This is a genomic window from Fontibacillus phaseoli (genome assembly GCF_003337355.1).
GTDB lineage: Bacteria > Bacillota > Bacilli > Paenibacillales > Paenibacillaceae > Fontibacillus > Fontibacillus phaseoli.
Map to the genome: position 1 here is coordinate 39,380 of NZ_QPJW01000003.1, position 15,799 is coordinate 55,178.

Annotated in this window: 17 protein-coding genes and 1 riboswitch; of the genes, 10 read left to right on the plus strand and 7 right to left on the minus strand. The window is 49.0% G+C overall.

Annotated elements, in window-relative coordinates; all coding sequences use genetic code 11:
• The first annotated feature begins 5 nt into the window (after positions 1-5).
• The 6 genes from DFP94_RS10315 to DFP94_RS10345 all read left to right on the plus strand — a co-directional run bounded on the left by DFP94_RS10315 (position 6) and on the right by DFP94_RS10345 (position 4,941).
• Positions 6-191, plus strand: coding sequence for a CLC_0170 family protein (locus DFP94_RS10315; protein ID WP_114496410.1), 186 nt, complete (start codon positions 6-8; stop codon positions 189-191).
• A 97-nt stretch (positions 192-288) separates the two neighbouring features.
• Positions 289-1,776 (plus strand): 23S rRNA (uracil(1939)-C(5))-methyltransferase RlmD, encoded by a 1,488-nt coding sequence (gene rlmD, locus DFP94_RS10320; RefSeq protein ID WP_114496411.1) that lies wholly within the window; start codon positions 289-291, stop codon positions 1,774-1,776.
• Positions 1,777-2,312: 536 nt separating this feature from the next.
• Positions 2,313-3,065, plus strand: coding sequence for a hypothetical protein (locus DFP94_RS10330; protein WP_147273847.1), 753 nt, complete (start codon positions 2,313-2,315; stop codon positions 3,063-3,065).
• A 196-nt stretch (positions 3,066-3,261) separates the two neighbouring features.
• Positions 3,262-3,684, plus strand: a complete 423-nt coding sequence (locus tag DFP94_RS10335; protein WP_114496414.1) for an NUDIX hydrolase — start codon at positions 3,262-3,264, stop codon at positions 3,682-3,684.
• Between the two features lie 8 nt (positions 3,685-3,692).
• Positions 3,693-4,238 carry a histidine phosphatase family protein gene (locus DFP94_RS10340; protein ID WP_114496802.1) on the plus strand — a complete coding sequence of 182 codons (546 nt, stop codon included), beginning with the start codon at positions 3,693-3,695 and terminating at the stop codon, positions 4,236-4,238.
• Between the two features lie 124 nt (positions 4,239-4,362).
• Positions 4,363-4,941, plus strand: a complete 579-nt coding sequence (locus tag DFP94_RS10345) for a DUF4256 domain-containing protein (protein WP_114496803.1) — start codon at positions 4,363-4,365, stop codon at positions 4,939-4,941.
• Between the two features lie 76 nt (positions 4,942-5,017).
• Here DFP94_RS10345 and DFP94_RS10350 read toward each other — a convergent pair whose 3' ends face one another.
• On the minus strand, positions 5,018-5,599 hold the full coding sequence (locus DFP94_RS10350; RefSeq protein ID WP_114496415.1) for a TetR/AcrR family transcriptional regulator: 582 nt from the start codon (positions 5,597-5,599) through the stop codon (positions 5,018-5,020).
• 199 nt (positions 5,600-5,798) lie between these two features.
• Here DFP94_RS10350 and DFP94_RS10355 point away from each other — a divergent pair, with 199 nt between their 5' ends.
• Both DFP94_RS10355 and DFP94_RS10360 read left to right on the plus strand, forming a co-directional pair.
• Complete coding sequence (locus DFP94_RS10355) at positions 5,799-7,007, plus strand: MFS transporter (protein WP_114496416.1); 1,209 nt, start codon at positions 5,799-5,801, stop codon at positions 7,005-7,007.
• 316 nt (positions 7,008-7,323) lie between these two features.
• Positions 7,324-7,710 (plus strand): iron chaperone, encoded by a 387-nt coding sequence (locus DFP94_RS10360; protein WP_114496417.1) that lies wholly within the window; start codon positions 7,324-7,326, stop codon positions 7,708-7,710.
• A 260-nt stretch (positions 7,711-7,970) separates the two neighbouring features.
• Here the strand turns inward: DFP94_RS10360 and DFP94_RS10365 are convergent, their stop codons facing one another.
• Positions 7,971-8,753: a class I SAM-dependent methyltransferase gene (locus DFP94_RS10365; RefSeq protein ID WP_114496418.1), complete on the minus strand. Its 783-nt coding sequence runs from the start codon at positions 8,751-8,753 to the stop codon at positions 7,971-7,973.
• 608 nt (positions 8,754-9,361) lie between these two features.
• Between DFP94_RS10365 and DFP94_RS10370 the strand changes: the two genes are divergently transcribed.
• Together DFP94_RS10370 and erm are read left to right on the plus strand one after the other, a co-directional pair.
• Positions 9,362-9,946, plus strand: coding sequence for an LOG family protein (locus DFP94_RS10370; RefSeq protein ID WP_114496419.1), 585 nt, complete (start codon positions 9,362-9,364; stop codon positions 9,944-9,946).
• A gap of 248 nt (positions 9,947-10,194) precedes the next feature.
• Positions 10,195-11,046, plus strand: a complete 852-nt coding sequence (erm, locus tag DFP94_RS10375) for a 23S ribosomal RNA methyltransferase Erm (RefSeq protein ID WP_245954700.1) — start codon at positions 10,195-10,197, stop codon at positions 11,044-11,046.
• A 42-nt stretch (positions 11,047-11,088) separates the two neighbouring features.
• Here the strand turns inward: erm and sdaAA are convergent, their stop codons facing one another.
• From sdaAA to DFP94_RS10400, 5 genes are all read right to left on the minus strand, one after another.
• On the minus strand, positions 11,089-11,970 hold the full coding sequence (sdaAA, locus tag DFP94_RS10380) for an L-serine ammonia-lyase, iron-sulfur-dependent, subunit alpha (RefSeq protein ID WP_114496421.1): 882 nt from the start codon (positions 11,968-11,970) through the stop codon (positions 11,089-11,091).
• 50 nt (positions 11,971-12,020) lie between these two features.
• On the minus strand, positions 12,021-12,686 hold the full coding sequence (gene sdaAB, locus DFP94_RS10385) for an L-serine ammonia-lyase, iron-sulfur-dependent subunit beta (RefSeq protein ID WP_114496422.1): 666 nt from the start codon (positions 12,684-12,686) through the stop codon (positions 12,021-12,023).
• A gap of 182 nt (positions 12,687-12,868) precedes the next feature.
• Positions 12,869-12,980, minus strand: a riboswitch (glycine riboswitch).
• An 84-nt stretch (positions 12,981-13,064) separates the two neighbouring features.
• The gene (locus DFP94_RS10390) at positions 13,065-14,054 is read right to left on the minus strand and encodes an ABC transporter ATP-binding protein (RefSeq protein ID WP_114496423.1); all 990 of its coding nucleotides are present in this window, start codon (positions 14,052-14,054) and stop codon (positions 13,065-13,067) included.
• Positions 14,055-14,066: 12 nt separating this feature from the next.
• Positions 14,067-14,867, minus strand: a complete 801-nt coding sequence (locus tag DFP94_RS10395) for an ABC transporter permease (RefSeq protein ID WP_114496424.1) — start codon at positions 14,865-14,867, stop codon at positions 14,067-14,069.
• Positions 14,864-15,640, minus strand: a complete 777-nt coding sequence (locus DFP94_RS10400) for an ABC transporter permease (RefSeq protein WP_114496425.1) — start codon at positions 15,638-15,640, stop codon at positions 14,864-14,866. Before DFP94_RS10400 ends, DFP94_RS10395 begins: the two co-directional genes overlap by 4 nt.
• Between the last annotated feature and the right edge of the window lie 159 nt (positions 15,641-15,799).

Here is a 15,799-nt window from a genome sequence, read left to right on the forward strand (position 1 = left end):
TTACAATGATTCGGGTTATTTCCTATGTCGCGATCATGTTCTTGTTTTCGGGATTTCTGATGCTCTTGATCGACCGGAAAATCTACATAACAGAACAAAGAAAAAAAGAAGCCAAAGCCGCCTCACTCCTTGGCTGGGTTAACCTGGCCTGTTCCCTGCTGCTTTTCGGCGCCTTTTTTTGGCTGCATTGAGTATTCTTCCAGACCTGCTGCGGTTTTATGGTACTTGCCCGTACGGCGTGGTATAGTTAAATCGGACAAAAATATCGGATGGAGAAGCAGACTTTTTATGAAAAACTCAAAGAATTCACAACCGCACCAGGCTAGTCATAAATCAAAATATAAAAACACAGTCCCCCCGCAGCGGAAGAAACCGGATTCCCGGATTTCCAACCGGAATACGGCGGAAGAAGTCGCCCCCGGCGACGTCATTGTCGTGACGATCAAACGGCTTGGAATCAACGGCGAGGGCGTCGGATACTACCGGCGCAAAGCGGTGTTCATTGAAGGCGCGCTTCCGGACGAGGTGATCAAAGCCGAAATCATCCGTGCTGAGACCAAGTATATTTCCGCGAAAATCAAGGATATCGAGAAGCGCTCCCCACACCGGATCGATGCCCCATGTCCGGTATTCGGCATTTGCGGCGGCTGCCAGATCCAGCATCTTTCCTATGAGGGGCAGCTTGCCAGCAAAACGGATATCGTTCGCGAAGCCTTTTCCCGGTATGCCGGGATGCAGGAAGTTCGAATGAAGCCGATGCTCGGCATGGAGCATCCTTGGGGCTACCGCAACAAAGCCCAGCTTCAATTGGGGATGCAGGAAGAAGGCATGATCGCCGGGCTGTACGCGGCGGATTCGCACAGGTTGATCGACATTACCGGCTGCCCGATCCAGCACCCGAAAATCAACGAGGCCGTCGACCGGACGCGCAATGTCCTGCAACACCTGAACATTCCGGTTTACCGGGAAAAGAGCAATCTGGGACTGGTGCGGACGATCGTGGTACGCTGGGGCTTCCAGTCCGGGCAACTTCAGGTGACGCTCGTCACGGCGAGCGACAAGCTGCCGCAGCGCGAGCAGCTTGTCAAGGAGCTCCGGCTGGCGATGCCGGAGCTGACGAGCATCGCGATGAACGTCAATCCCAAGAACACGTCGCTCGTGTTCGGCCACAAGACGTTCATCCTGTGGGGGGAGGACAGCATCCGGGAGTCGCTCGGCGACCTGGAGTTTACGCTGTCCCCGCGCGCTTTTTTTCAGCTTAACCCGTTGCAGACGGTCAAACTGTATGAAGCGGTGCGCAACGCTGCAGGGCTGACCGGCCGGGAGAAGGTGGTCGACGCCTATTGCGGCACCGGAACGATCGGCCTGTGGCTTGCCCCTTACGCGCGCGAGGTCCGCGGGATCGAGTCGATCCCCGAAGCGGTCCGGGACGCGAAGGAGAATGCGGCGCACAACGGGCGCGCCAACGCGACCTTCTACGAGGGCCTGGCGGAAGAACTGCTTCCGCGCTGGGCCAAGGCCGGTTACTCGCCCGACGTCATCGTCGCCGACCCGCCGCGCACCGGCCTCGACCCCCGCTTCCTCGAAGCGGTGCTCCGCACGAAGCCGAAGCGCTTCGTATATGTGTCCTGCAATCCGTCCACTTTGGCGAAGGATTGCAAGGTGCTGACTGACGGCGGCTACAAAATCGATTGGGTACAGCCGGTCGATATGTTTCCTCAGACGAGCCATGTGGAGTGTACAGTGTTACTTAAATGGAAAGGGGCTTCCGATTAAGCCCCCTGCAATAATTCGCCCATTCCCTGAGGGTTGGCGATGTTGTAATGTATCTTGATAGAACCATCTTGGTGGACTTCTATCTTTTGAATGACCTGATGAAGCAACTGTTTCAGAACATTCTCATCATCTATGTTCAGTTGTGCAAATAACGTGATTTGCTTCTGAAAGGCACGGAATTGTTCTTCCGTGTCTTTTTGTGTTTCGAGAATGGTCTCAAGTTCGACCTTACGCTTCGTAAGTGCCTGTTGCTCTAATAGAATACGGTCATTTTGGGTGGTAAACTGTTCGAGGGACAGACGTTGATTTGAAGAACAGGGTTATAAGTCCTTCTAAATTCTTATTCAACTGCTCTTGTTGCTTGTTCAGCTTGTGTAGCTCCTTGGCAAGAGCAGATTGTTTAAGACCAACATTCCCCTTTACTGCATCGAAAGGCCTGTCCAATTTAACATTACTGCCTATCAGTTCCCTTAGGTCACTCTTTACCGCCGCGAGTAATGTCTCGTATCCGATGACATATGGAAGAGGTCGAATTGTTGAAAACTGCCTATCCAAGTCGAAAGTCAAATGCTTACTTCCAGTATAATTATTTCCAACGTAAGCCTAACTTCTTCTCGTTGCTGATGTATCCTAAAAATACCTACGTATGGAGACACTACAATGCTATGTTGTCATTCAATCCGTCTAGTCCACCACCCGAAGCGTTGGAGATATTCAATATGATTTCTCCTGAAAGGTGGGCGGTCAAACGGCTTGATATCGCATTTGATTATTCAATGCCATTACATGAGGGCTTTTTACTGCCGCCGCCAACAAGCCAAAGAATCCAAAGGGTTGATACAACACTCTATTACGGAGCGGCAACAGCAAAATGTACTGTTTGCCAGTATGACAAATCGAAGCAACTAACAGACGTTTATGGGGTAAAGTCTCTTAGTCCGTTGACAAGGGTCGAGTTTCGATTCAAACCTAAATTAAAGCCGATGCCGGAATACACCTTTAAGGATTTTGAGTCCATGAGCCGTTATCATTATGTTCCCGACACGAAGGCTCTAACAGGCTTAAGGGTGGAATTGAAGCATTTGACAGTAGGGAAATCGAATTGGAAGCAGTTGGAGCGGTCATCTAAAGACCGGATTAGGGCGGCAGTACAGAACAATGTTCCTGATATGCGGACTATCTTTTTGGAACATATTGAAGGTGACATCGAAGCGTTTATGCTGTCAGGTCTTAAGCGATTTGGCATTAACAGTATCAACCAACTTAATAGCTCGCTAATAGCCATGTAGGAGTTTCTACAGGGCTATTTAGTATTTCCCCCCACCCAGTGCCGAGTCAAGGGCTTTTAACGTCTGATTTGAAGTTTATGCTCGTTGCACCTATGAAAATTTTCATGGAAAACCTTGTACGCACAAATGGTTCCAACATAAGGGAAATAATGTTAAAGTTGTTATAGTAGAATCTCTTAGAGGGGAGCAAGACAGCGTGTTCATAGTAAACGTAGAAGGTGCAGTCTGTAGGGATGATAAATGGCTTGTTATTACACGAAGTACCAAAGAGGAACATGCAGGGGGGACTTTGTCTCTTGTAGGAGGAAAAGTAGAGGTTGAAGGTAACGCACTCGAAATCCTAGAACGAACTGTAAAGCGAGAACTTTATGAAGAAGTTGGCATCGAGATAAAAGATGCTGTTACTTTTGTATACAGCTCTTCCTTTGTGACAAATGATGGATGCAACGTTATAAATATGGTCTTCCTATGTGAATATGACAGAGGTACAGCACATAGCAAGAGTCCCGATGAGGTTGAAGCCGTTCATTGGATGACCTACGATGAAATAATGAATCATCCCAAAGCTCCTCCTTGGACAAAAGAGAGTATAAGAAGAGTAGCATTTGCAAGGGGATAACAATAATGATGAAATATGTTTATGTTGTGCGACATTGCAAAGCAGATGGGCAAGAGCCTGATGCTAAGCTAACTGAACTAGGTATTCAACAAGCTGAGAATCTTGCTAAATTTCTTTTAGATAAAGATATTGATTTTATCATTTCAAGCCCTTTTGAAAGGGCTTACCGCACCATAGCCCCATTGGCTGAACAAATAGGTATAGAAGTTGTTTTGGACGATAGATTGGCTGAAAGGCTCTTATCACGCAAGAATCATCCTGATTGGCGAAATATGCTTCGCAAGACATACGATGACTTAGACATATGTTATGAGGGTGGAGAGTCCAGTAACACGGCTATGAGCCGTGCCATTAGTGTAGTAATGGAAGTCCTGAATGGTGGGAACAAAAACATTGTGTTAGTTTCACATGGAAATCTGATATCTCTCCTTCTTAAGCATTTTGATGACCGAATCGGGTTTAGGGAGTGGGAATCTTTATCCAATCCTGATGTATTTCATCTTACCTTCTCAGCAGAAGAAAAGCCCATCATTCGTCGAATATGGGCAGAGTGACTTTATATTAGAGCAAACACATTCCTTCGGACACGTACATGTTTGTTGTCACTGTCTACTCGTCACATGTGGAGTGCTGCGTGTCGCTCACTAAGGAGTAACAGATTTGAAGGGAGAAATTCATATGACAACGAGTCCCATCAACGGGAAAAAGGAGTTATCTCCGGAACAACAGGAAGGACTGCTGAAAATATTGAAAGCGCGCTTTGAGAAAAATATGAACCGCCATCAAGACCTTGAATGGGCTAATGTACATGCAAAGCTTCAAGCTCTGCCAGAAAAATTGTGGTCGCTCCATGAAATGGAGAGAACTGGCGGCGAACCGGATGTCGTTGATCATGACATGAAGACGGACGATTACATTTTTTACGATTGCTCAGCGGAAAGTCCCAAGGGTCGCAGAAGCGTTTGTTACGACCGTGAAGCGCTTGAGTCACGGAAAGAACATAAGCCGCAAAATAGTGCGACAGAAATGGCCGCTGCCATGGGTATCGAGCTTTTAACAGAAGAACAATACCGAGAGTTTCAGAAAATTGGAAACTTCGATTTAAAAACTTCGAGCTGGGTGAAAACACCCGCCAGTATTAGAAAACTCGGGGGAGCCATCTTTTGCGATCGTCGCTACGACACTGTCTTCATGTACCACAATGGAGCAGAATCCTATTATGGTGCCAGAGGGTTCCGTGGCTCACTAAGGGTCTAAATACGGATGGTGACTGGTCTCACCCATTCTGTTGAAGCTCAAGCAGTTAATATGCTTGAGCTTCTTTTGATTTATGTTAATTAAGCAACGCAAGGACTGACTCCACACTATTTTGGACAAACAGCCGATCGGGACGCGCTTTCATTATTACGGTAAGTCCGATCAAGAAAACGACGAGCGTTTGAGCTAAGGCCTTCGGGTTCAAGGTGACCGCAAGCTCACCAGATCGTACGCCTCGTTCGATCGTCTCTTGAAAAATAACCGTTAGATACATCTGATGTTCTCTTGTCAGTACCTCGAATTTTTCGTCATGAGGGGCGAGTTCCACCATCGTATTAATGCAAAAACATCCGCTGCTAGACTCTGCTCCGTATCCCTCATCAATCAAGCCTTCGAAAAATGCACGGATGTCTTCTTTTACCGAAGATTTGTTTTGGAGTTTGGATCGGACGGAAGAGGCATGAAGTTGCGTGTACTTACGCAATGCCGTTTCGAATAATGTTTTCTTGTCTCCAAAGGCTGAATAGATACTAGGCTTTTGAATCCCCATTCTGGATGTCAGGTCGCTCAACGATGTCGCTTCGTACCCCTTTTCCCAAAACACCTGCATTGCCGCATCTAAAGCTTGTTCCTCATCGAATTCACGCGGTCGAACCATGATACCCCTCCCCTTTTCATACTGAATAGTATGATATTATTGTATTCATTCACTCTTATCATGTCAAAATAATGCCATTATTCGATTGTAATTCTCTATTCTCTTGACATTATCTTACGATAACGTTTATATTAATCCATGATAATTATGTACCGAACGGTACGTTAAAATATTTGTATAAGGAGATGAGTGATTAAAGATGGAGAACGTAACTACCGCAAACGTAGGCAAAGAAGCCAACTCCGGTTCCTTCCCTTCCATATCTCGAAAAATGGTCCTGCTGTTTGCTGTATCATGCGGGATGGCGGTTGCTAACATTTACTATGCTCAGCCGCTTCTTGACGCCCTGTCGAGCGAGTTCGGCATTGGACATTCCAAGATTGGCATCATCACGACTATAACCCAGATATGCTATGCATTGGGATTGTTGCTATTAGTACCGCTTGGAGACTTGTTGAATCAGCGCCGCTTGATCGTCTGTCAAATGCTATTATCCGTTATAGCTTTGTTTGTCGTTGGCACTGCTTCCTCAGCTACGGTCCTGATGTCAGGTATTGCCGCTGTCGGACTGCTCGCCGCCATCGTACAGACGCTAGTGGCATTCGCAGCAATGTTGGCCGCGCCTTCCGAAAGCGGAAGAGTAATCGGAGTGGTAACAAGTGGCGTCGTGATCGGTATTCTGCTTGCGCGAACCGTTGCCGGCATATTGACGGACCTGGCCGGTTGGCGCTCGGTCTACCTTACGTCCGCCGTCATGATGCTCCTAATGGCCGGTATGTTATTTCGGGCGTTACCGAATTATGAGCGCGAAAAAACGGATTTGACCTACATTAATTTGATCCGTTCGGTCATTTTATTGTTTGTACAGGATAAAACTTTACGCATTCGTGGTGTACTGGCGCTGTTGATTTTTACCGCATTCAGTATTTTGTGGACTTCCCTTGTTTTACCCCTAAGCGCACCTCCGCTATCTCTTTCACACAGCGCAATTGGGGCTTTCGGCCTTGCCGGAGTTGCCGGAGCTTTAGCGGCTGCTAAGGCAGGGCATCTGGCCGATCGCGGTTTGGGACAGCGGACAACAGGGGTTTCGCTCGTCCTGCTGTTGGCGTCATGGTTGCCGATCAGTTTTACAGAACATACATTGTTGGGATTGATTATCGGAGTTATTTTCCTTGACTTTACGGTCCAGGCCGTGCATGTTACGAACCAGAGCATGATATTAAGCGTGCGCCCTGAAGCTCGCAGCCGTCTCACTGCAGCCTATATGATGTTCTATTCCATAGGAAGTGCAACCGGTTCAATCGTTTCCACCTTGACTTACTCCTACTCAGGTTGGATAGGCGTGTGCTGGCTTGGTGCCTCTGTAAGCGCCGTTGCTTTACTCTTTTGGGCATTGACCCGTAGTTAAGACTGAATCGGCAATTCATCAACTTGTAATCCACACATGAGGATCGCTGTACACCGGATTACCGTTATAACCGTGATACTTCAAACATCAAATGTGCAAATATATGTCTTGAAAGGTTGAATTATAAGAGGGAAGAAGAGCCAGTTGGCATGAGTCATGCTATTTATGAAATCGTTCGGGAACAACGCATCGTCTATACCTACACTCTGGATTCCGGCGACAAGTAGCAACCGATTTTTTCCCTTTCCAAAGTAAGCATCTTCCAATTCTATGGCTTTCAGGTTACCATAAAATAGATTGCAGAAAGGAGAAGATCATGGAAAATAAGAAAACTACTTATGAATCGATTGACGAGTATATTGCCAATTTCCCCGCCGAAGTTCAAGAAAAGCTTCAAACCTTAAGGGAAGTCATCCAAGCAGCCGCACCGGAAGCAACCGAAAAAATCAGCTACCAGATGCCTACTTTTGCTCTGCACGGGAATCTCGTGCATTTTGCCGCCTTTCCGAAGCATATCGGATTTTATCCCGATCCCAGCGGAATTGAAGCATTCAAAGAAGAATTATCGGCGTACAAAGGAGCAAAAGGTTCCGTCCAGTTTCCTCTGGAAAAGCCGCTGCCCTATGAATTAATAAGTAAAATCGTGAAATTCAGGGTAGCGGAAAATCTGGAAAAGGCGGAAGCTAAAAGAAAAAAGAAGTGAACCAAGCTTCTGGGCCTTCCAATCGGGGAGGAATCATGGATGCAACAAGATGAATTCATGAATGAATGCCTGAACAGATTAAAGCTGCACCATCCATTTCGTGCGGATCTGGCCACCCTGCGAAAAATTCAAAAGCGGCATTTGCTGAATATTCCGGACCCCAACGGGCCATTTCGGATCATGATGACGGAAAAAGATACATACCCAGTATTCAAAAGAGCTATCGCATCAGGCAAGCAGCAAGCCATAGTATCAATCCCTCATTCCGAAGGGACCGCAAACCAGATGCTCCAGGCATCGCTTTCCACGATTGGACCATCATGATCCTTGAATTTTCCCGATATAAAGGAAACCAGCTCATCAAGCTGTCCATCATTAAGTTCATGCAGCAACGAGCGGCCGGTCCGGTGGAGCAAATCCTGCCGCAGAGCCTCCAGGTCGGGGTGAACCATTCTCGTCTCCCAAAGGGAGGCGGTTTCCAACAGCTTGAATCCTGAGGCTTGGAGTGTACGCTGCACTTGTTCCGACTCATACCTCCGCGATATCTCCGAACCGGCCAACTGAGGATATTTTTGAAAAAAATAGCCCCGAATGTGATGAATATCTCCTGGTAACAGGCAATCGGCCGGCGTCCGGTCCTGAACCATGAGCAACCCGCCCTTTTTTAAAATCCGGTTCGCTTCAGTAAAGCAGGCGTTCAAATCATCCAAATGATGGATCAAGGCTCTTTCCAACACGAGATCGTACTCGCGGGCAGGAAGACCGGATTGGTAAGCCTCTCCTTTCACCAAACTAATCTCTTGGAGGCCTCTGCAGTTTATGGCAGCACTAGCCAGCACCTCATCCGAGAAATCGACTCCGACCACACTTGAAGCTCCTAACTCCGCCAAAGCTTTAGTATAAATCCCCCCTCCACAACCTACATCCGCCGCCTTTTTGCCGCTAATATCCACCCTTTCGCGAATAAAATCACTCCAAGAACCGTCTGCGGTTCTTGTACTGTAGGTCTGACGGTTTTGGGCATCATGGAAATCGATCGGCATATCATTTCCCCCAATTCACATTAAGTTTAGTTTCGTCTAGTGAAACTCAGTTTCGTTCCAGTTTGGTTTTTAAACTATACTATCACATATTCTGGTTCCGGCAAGCGATACATGGCATGACGCTCATGGGGGAGGAGGATGCGGTGTGACGAATGGGTAGCGTTTATGCAGAGCATGGTATGGGGAGTTTAGTATGAAGTAGTATAGATAATGATGGCGTTAACGGACACCAGAGACGTTATTCCCCACAAAATGGCCATTTTTGAATTTTAACGGACACCACTGCCGTTAAATGGCAGCGATGCCCTTGCTCTTCTGACGAAAACCCAAAATAAGGTCCCATGTGTCCGTTAGCCGCAACGGATCCCATTTTCTGAGTATTTAACGTCTCCTGTGTCCGTTAGAATTAATAGGCCGCAGCCCAGCCGGCTACATTCAAAACCGATTTTGATTTTCGCTTCTCCCGCCGCTTCAACCGCCGCTCCCCCATCGCTCCAATATTTTTACTCGTATGAATTTATTCATGATTTACAATTGTACTGTATAGTTATTTAACAAGCCCGGGTATGTGAGCTATAATTTATGGAGATCTACAAGGAGGCGATAGAATGGAAAAAATAGCCGTTTTTTGCGGGTCGAGTGCAGGTGCGTCTGATGTGTATAGACAAGGGGCAGTTGCCCTGGGGAAAGAATTGGCGGCCAGGGGTCTTACTTTGGTGTACGGTGGATCCAGCGTAGGGCTGATGGGGAGTGTTGCCGATTCCGTACTGGAACATGGCGGGCAAGCCATCGGGGTCCTTCCCGTATTTTTGGAAAACCGGGAAATAGCCCATAAAAACCTGTCCCAACTGTTTGTTGTGGATTCCATGCATGAAAGAAAAGCAAAAATGGCGGAGCTAGCCGATGGATTCGTCGTTATGCCCGGCGGTACCGGCACGATGGATGAATTTTTCGAAATATTCACCTGGGCCCAACTGGGGCTTCACAGCAAACCATGCGGACTTCTCAACATAAATCATTACTATGACCCTCTGATCGCGATGTTCAATCATATGGCCGACGAACAGTTCCTACAGGAGAAATACCGTTCCATGGCACTGGCCGACACGACGGCGAAAGGGCTGCTCGATCAGTTTCTTACCTATGAAGCGCCTACAGTAAAAACTTTTATGACCACCGAGCAACAAGTTTAAAATTTTGCAATTGTAGCATAATGGCTGTACAAGTTAGAGGCATATCTAATATACTCTTAAAGTACTCTTATTCCAGAAAAGCAGCTTAGTGAGGTTTATTATGATTATGAACGGCGGCATCCCATACATTCGTATTAGATAATGTGAGGTACAAGACAAATGCGTCCGATTTAATTTTTTTCAATTGATCGGATTATTTGTGTTGTACCTTTTTCATTCCTAAATTCGAATGAATGAGGTGCTTTTTCGTGTCTAAAAATAAACCGTTCACCACTGCAAATAACAGGGGGTCTACCAACTTTTCTGCGCAGCATCTGCTTATCAGCAAAAACATCGTTCATGATCTAATCCGTCATGCGAAGATCGGACCCGGCGACATGGTGCTGGATATCGGCGCGGGGGCAGGTGCCATCACACTGCCTCTAGCGGAGAAGGCGGCCCAGGTAGTGGCCATTGAGAGCGACCCCAGATTCGCCAGCAAACTAATAAACAAAACAGAAAAAATAGCAAATATTAAAATCAGACAGGCCGACTTCCTGCAATCCCCTCTTCCAAAAAGTCCATTTTCCGTAGTGGCTAATATTCCGTATTCGATTACCACTCCGATCTTTGGGAAGCTTCTCGACGGGCCGGGGATTCCATTGCAACGAGCCGCCATCATCGTGGAAAAAGGAGCAGCCAAACGCTTTACATCTCATCCTATTACAGATCCACGGATTCTAAAATGGAGAATGTGGTTTGATCTGCAGTTCGTACGCACCGTTGCGCCAAGCAACTTTTCGCCTCCGCCAAAAGTGGATTCAGCGATTCTGTGTATTAACCGAAGGAAAAATCCGACCGTTCCCTTAAAGTACCACGCGCGATTTATGGCGCTGGCCGTATATGGGCTCAGGTCCCCCCGGCTTCCAGTGTCCGCAGCATTTGCGGAAGTGTTCTCGCCGCCACAAATTACGAAACTGGCAAGAACCCTGAGCATCGACAGAAACATGCCCGTTAGCCAACTCAATGAGCAGCAGTGGGGCCAACTGTTCATGGCCATGCTGCAGCATGTGCTGCCTGCCAGATGGCCCAGAATCCCGAAGCAAAAACGACGCAACTAAAACAAGCCGCCCGGTTGGGCGGCTTTCTTTTTATCCGGGCATCTATTTTTTTCGCGCCCGCAGTTCCTTCATGATTTTACGACCGGTCGGCGTCTGGGCCAGACCGCCCTGGGCCGTCTCCCGGTGTCGGCTCGGCATGGCGGTGCCGACTTCCAGCATCACATCGATCACCTCGTCAGACGGGATGGCACTGCGTACGCCGGCCAGCGCCATATCGGCGGCAGCCAGCGCATTGACTGCGCCGAATCCGTTACGGACGATGCAAGGTATTTCCACCAGCCCGCCCACGGGATCGCAGATGAGCCCGAGCGTATTTTTGAGCGCCAGGCCGACCGCATGTACGGCTTGCTCCGGCGTCCCTCCGCGCAGTTCCACCATGGCTCCGGCCGCCATACCGATTGCCGAGCCGATTTCGGCCTGGCAACCGCCTTCCGCGCCGGAAATGAAAGAATTGTTGGCAATGACATAGCCGATGGCGCCGGCGCTAAACAAGCCGCGTACCAAGTGATCGTCATCCCAGCCGAAACGCTCCTGTGCGCTGACGAAGACGCCGGGAATGATGCCGCAGGAGCCCGCCGTCGGCGTGGCGACGATCCGCCCCATGGAAGCGTTGACCTCCGATACGGCCAAGGCATAGGCCATCGCCTGGCAAGCAATATCTCCGGCGGACGGCTGCCCGGACCTCCGGTATTCCTCCACTCTTTTCGCATCGCCCCCGGTTAATCCGCTGGTAGAAGTAATCTCCTCCGTTAATCCCTTATGAACCGCTGTTTTCATAATTTGATAATATTCGGCCATGACAGCCGTGATTTCCGCCACCGATTGACCGCTCTCTTCGGCCTGGTCCTCCAGCATAATTTGAGAAATCGTCTTGGACTCTTTATTGCAAACTTCGATGAGCTCCTGCAAATTGCGAAAGCGCATGGTGTCCGCTCCTTCCTGTACTTGCCTATACTTTAGCTTCATGCTCGGATTTACGTTAAATGGATGGAAGAAATCCGGCTGACGTGAGGCAGAGCCGAGATCGCTTTGATCAGGTTCTCCGGAATGGCCGAATCCGCCTCGACCATCGTCAATGCTTCGGCCGTTCTACCCTTCCGGTCCGTAATAATAAAACCGATATTTACGTTTTCCCGACTGAACAGCGCGGTAATTCCGGCCAGTACGCCTTGTCGGTCAGCGTGGGCGATTACAAGCGTAGGCAATTCACCGGAGCATTTTGCTTCGAAACCGTCGATATTCCGGATCATGATCGTTCCTCCTCCGATGGAAGCACCGATCACTTCGCTTCTCTTCTCTCCGGCAGACAAAACAATCTTTACCGTATTCGGATGAGCCCCTGGTGCTACGCCCGTAGAGAATTGTAACTCAACCCCCATATCCTCGGCATTTTGCAAGGAGTGGCGGATACGCTCATCATCCGTGGGGTAATCCAAAATCCCGCCGACCACGGCAAGATCCGTGCCATGTCCCTTAAAGGTTTCCGCGAACGAACCATAGAAGCAAATTTTCGCTTCGCCCGGCATTTCTCCAAGCAGCTGCCGGGCGAAGCGTCCGATCCGTACCGCCCCGGCCGTATGCGAACTGGATGGGCCGATCATCGCCGGCCCGATAATTGAGAATACATTTTTAAATCGCATGGTTTTTCCCCCGACTGCTCATTTTTTTCTGTAAAGCCATACGCTCAATTTTCCTTCTGCGCAAAAAAGGGACAGGGAAAAGGCCTGCTGCCTTTTCCCTGTCCCGGTTACCAGAAAGTTTAATGTCCCGATCCTTTAGGAACATGTACCCCGTTGGTGGCTGAACGCTCTCTCCAGAGTCGCGTCGGATCATGGTCCTGGTACCTGAGAGATTCATTGCCGTCATGCAGTGCCGGCCCTTTGCTCCTTCGGTGCCGCTTCCTCAGTGAAAGCGGGCTCTCCCATCATCTTCATCCGCATTTTTTAGTTTGTATAATTCAATGTAAGATGATAAGCGGCAAATGTCAAGATAGCTGACACAAGTTTTTTTCATATCGTCTATGAAGCGGAAAAACTGCGGATGACCTCCTCGAATTCCGGCTCTTCCATGGCGATATCATCGATTTCGCCCCAATCCCCGACAACCCGAATGATATCGATCGTGCTGATTTCCCGGCGATTCGCCTCAAGGGTAACGGTATCGCCTTCGATCTGTGTCACATTAAATGACAGGGACGGACTTATGCGGAGCAAGTCCTCAGGAACCTGAAAATCGCCCCGAAACTTGACCCGGATCAGCGTCGGCAATCCGATCATCTCCCTCAGACGCCCAATCGTTCCGTCGTACTTCATTTCCCCGTGATTGATAACCATAACCCGGTTGCACAGTTGTTCTACGTCATCCATATCATGGGTCGTCAGCAGGATTGTTTTGCCGAAATCCTCGTTCAATTTGCGCAAAAACCGCCTGATATTGAGCTTGGCGTGCACGTCCAGCCCGATCGTAGGCTCGTCGAGGAACAGCAACTCGGGATCATGCAGCATGGCGGCCGCAATGTCCGCCCGCATCCGCTGACCGAGCGACAGCTTCCTTACCGGCGTGTCCCAAAATTCATGCAGATCCAGCAATTCCGCAAACTGATCCAGCCTTTCCTTTTTATCCGCCGGATTAACGTCATACATTTGAGCCAGAATGTCATAGGAATCCTTCACCGGAAGGTCCCACCAAAGCTGACTTCGCTGTCCAAAGACGACGCCTAGCTGCCGGACCGCTTTCTGGCGGTCCCGGTGCGGGTTCCATCCGCCTACCGTTACCTCACCGGAGGTTGGATGCAAAATCCCTGTCAGCATTTTGATCGTCGTCGACTTCCCCGCTCCGTTTGGGCCGATGTAGCCTACGAACTCGCCTTGTTTTACCTGAAAGCTGATTCCGCGTACCGCTTCTTTCAGCCGGTATTCCCGGGAGAACAGCGTACGTATTCCGGAAAAGCGCCCTTCCGGCACTACCGGTGTTTTAAAATCCTTGCACAAGTTTCGGGCTTCGATCATTTTCTTCCCTCCTTAACTCCCCGTACTCTGATATTTGGTAATGCCGAACCGCCAGAAACGCAAGCTTGCGGCCAGACAAAGTATCGCCACGCCTGCCAATGCCGCGAGCACCCACGCCCCCAGCTCCCCCTTCAGGATGTAAAGTGACGGAACATAATTCACGAATCCGACCGGAATCACGATCAGGAGCAGCGATTTCATCCACTTGGGATACAAGGTAAGCGGATACTGCGCCGCCGTACGTGCGGCATCCTCCGTAAAGTTCTGCAATTCTTCGATCCGGGTCGTCCAGAAGCCGATCGTTGCAGTGGCAAGACCTATCGAGAACAAAATGACCGCGCCCGTAAATATGATAAACAGCGTAAACGGCACAGCGGCCCAACCGACTTGTCCACTGTGCATCATCCCGCCAAGAGACCAGCAGAGAATAAAGCCGCCCTGCAGCACTTCACCGAGCATAATTCTGAAATTTTGCGGCATCAGGGCGAGCAACACCGGCATCGGCCGGGTCAGCAACTGATCGAAGTCCCCGCCCACCAGATATTTTTCCAAATGATGCACTTCATCGGCAAATGTCCTATACAACGTTTTGGACAACGTCATCACCGCGAACAAATATCCGATTTCATAGATGGACCAGCCCTGGATCGCACCGAATTTGGCCAGCACAATCGCGATCATCAGAAATTCGGAAATCTGGATCAGCGCAGCCAGCACCGACGCGAGCATAAAATTAAATTTGTATTGCATTCGGCTTTTGATGCTGGTTTTAATTAACAGCCGGTACATAGCCAAACAGGATTTAAGCTTCATCCTCCCTGCACCTCGACTTTCCGCCGTACGATGCGAGTGGCCAGGAGACAGAGTACGGTCATCAGCACGCCCCAGAACAAAGTCCCCCATAGTCCGCGGCCGCTTCCGTGACCCAGATAAACGGTCGTCGGCACATAAAGCAGATAAGGATACGGAGACATCCAGGCAAGATTTTCAAGCCAGCGGGGCAACCATTCCAGCGGAATAAAAAAACCGGCAAGCAGGTTGATCATCGCGTGATTGCCCCAATACAGCCAGGACGATTCCGTCGTCCACAAAGCGCTGACACCGATCAGATAATTCATGCAAATGGATAAATAGGCGGCTCCGGATAGTCCCAAAAAGGTGAACAAATAAGTAATTCCATGATCGGGAAGCCGAAGTGAAAAGAGAAAAAAGTACAGGAGGTAAATCGGAATGGATTTGTAAAGAAACTGGTAGGCGATTTGCCCCCATTCCCTGGCCATCATATGGCTGAACAAATGAACGGGACGCATCAGATCAAGCGAAATTTGACCGGTCCTGACGGATTGGGGAATGCCGAGACCGTTTGAGATGAAGCTGGTAACCCAGAGCACAGCCTGGGTAAAAGCGATGTAGCCCACCATCCCCTGCGTTCCGTAATCCCCCAAAGGATGATCTCTGCCAAGCCCGATCCAGATACATGCATACATGAAGCCGAACATGGCACTTGCCAGATTGTGCACCATATGCGCACCGCGGTACTGCAGGTTTCGGGCATAGGCTTTGGAAGCCAGCGTGAAATAAAGCATTAAAGAACACCTCCGATAAGCTTATTGGACGCAAGTTTTCGTCCACTTCAGACAAGGCGATTTTGCAAGAAGGATATCATCATACCTTAATATTCCAAACCGGGCAAGGCTTTTTGCTGTAAAAAATAAATAATGAACAGAATTATCACATTTAGCAAA

Bases quoted from the DNA above. Each gene is read 5' to 3' on its own strand.
- DFP94_RS10400 (WP_114496425.1), bottom strand. From the start codon at position 15,640: ATGCTTTATTTCACGCTGGCTTCCAAAGCCTATGCCCGAAACCTGCAG.
- DFP94_RS10355 (WP_114496416.1), top strand. From the start codon at position 5,799: ATGGAGAACGTAACTACCGCAAACGTAGGCAAAGAAGCCAACTCCGGT.
- DFP94_RS10395 (WP_114496424.1), bottom strand. From the start codon at position 14,867: ATGAAGCTTAAATCCTGTTTGGCTATGTACCGGCTGTTAATTAAAACC.
- DFP94_RS10350 (WP_114496415.1), bottom strand. From the start codon at position 5,599: ATGGTTCGACCGCGTGAATTCGATGAGGAACAAGCTTTAGATGCGGCA.
- DFP94_RS10345 (WP_114496803.1), top strand. From the start codon at position 4,363: ATGACAACGAGTCCCATCAACGGGAAAAAGGAGTTATCTCCGGAACAA.
- DFP94_RS10370 (WP_114496419.1), top strand. From the start codon at position 9,362: ATGGAAAAAATAGCCGTTTTTTGCGGGTCGAGTGCAGGTGCGTCTGAT.
- sdaAB (WP_114496422.1), bottom strand. From the start codon at position 12,686: ATGCGATTTAAAAATGTATTCTCAATTATCGGGCCGGCGATGATCGGC.
- DFP94_RS10315 (WP_114496410.1), top strand. From the start codon at position 6: ATGATTCGGGTTATTTCCTATGTCGCGATCATGTTCTTGTTTTCGGGA.
- DFP94_RS10365 (WP_114496418.1), bottom strand. From the start codon at position 8,753: ATGCCGATCGATTTCCATGATGCCCAAAACCGTCAGACCTACAGTACA.
- DFP94_RS10340 (WP_114496802.1), top strand. From the start codon at position 3,693: ATGAAATATGTTTATGTTGTGCGACATTGCAAAGCAGATGGGCAAGAG.
- DFP94_RS10360 (WP_114496417.1), top strand. From the start codon at position 7,324: ATGGAAAATAAGAAAACTACTTATGAATCGATTGACGAGTATATTGCC.
- sdaAA (WP_114496421.1), bottom strand. From the start codon at position 11,970: ATGCGCTTTCGCAATTTGCAGGAGCTCATCGAAGTTTGCAATAAAGAG.
- rlmD (WP_114496411.1), top strand. From the start codon at position 289: ATGAAAAACTCAAAGAATTCACAACCGCACCAGGCTAGTCATAAATCA.
- DFP94_RS10390 (WP_114496423.1), bottom strand. From the start codon at position 14,054: ATGATCGAAGCCCGAAACTTGTGCAAGGATTTTAAAACACCGGTAGTG.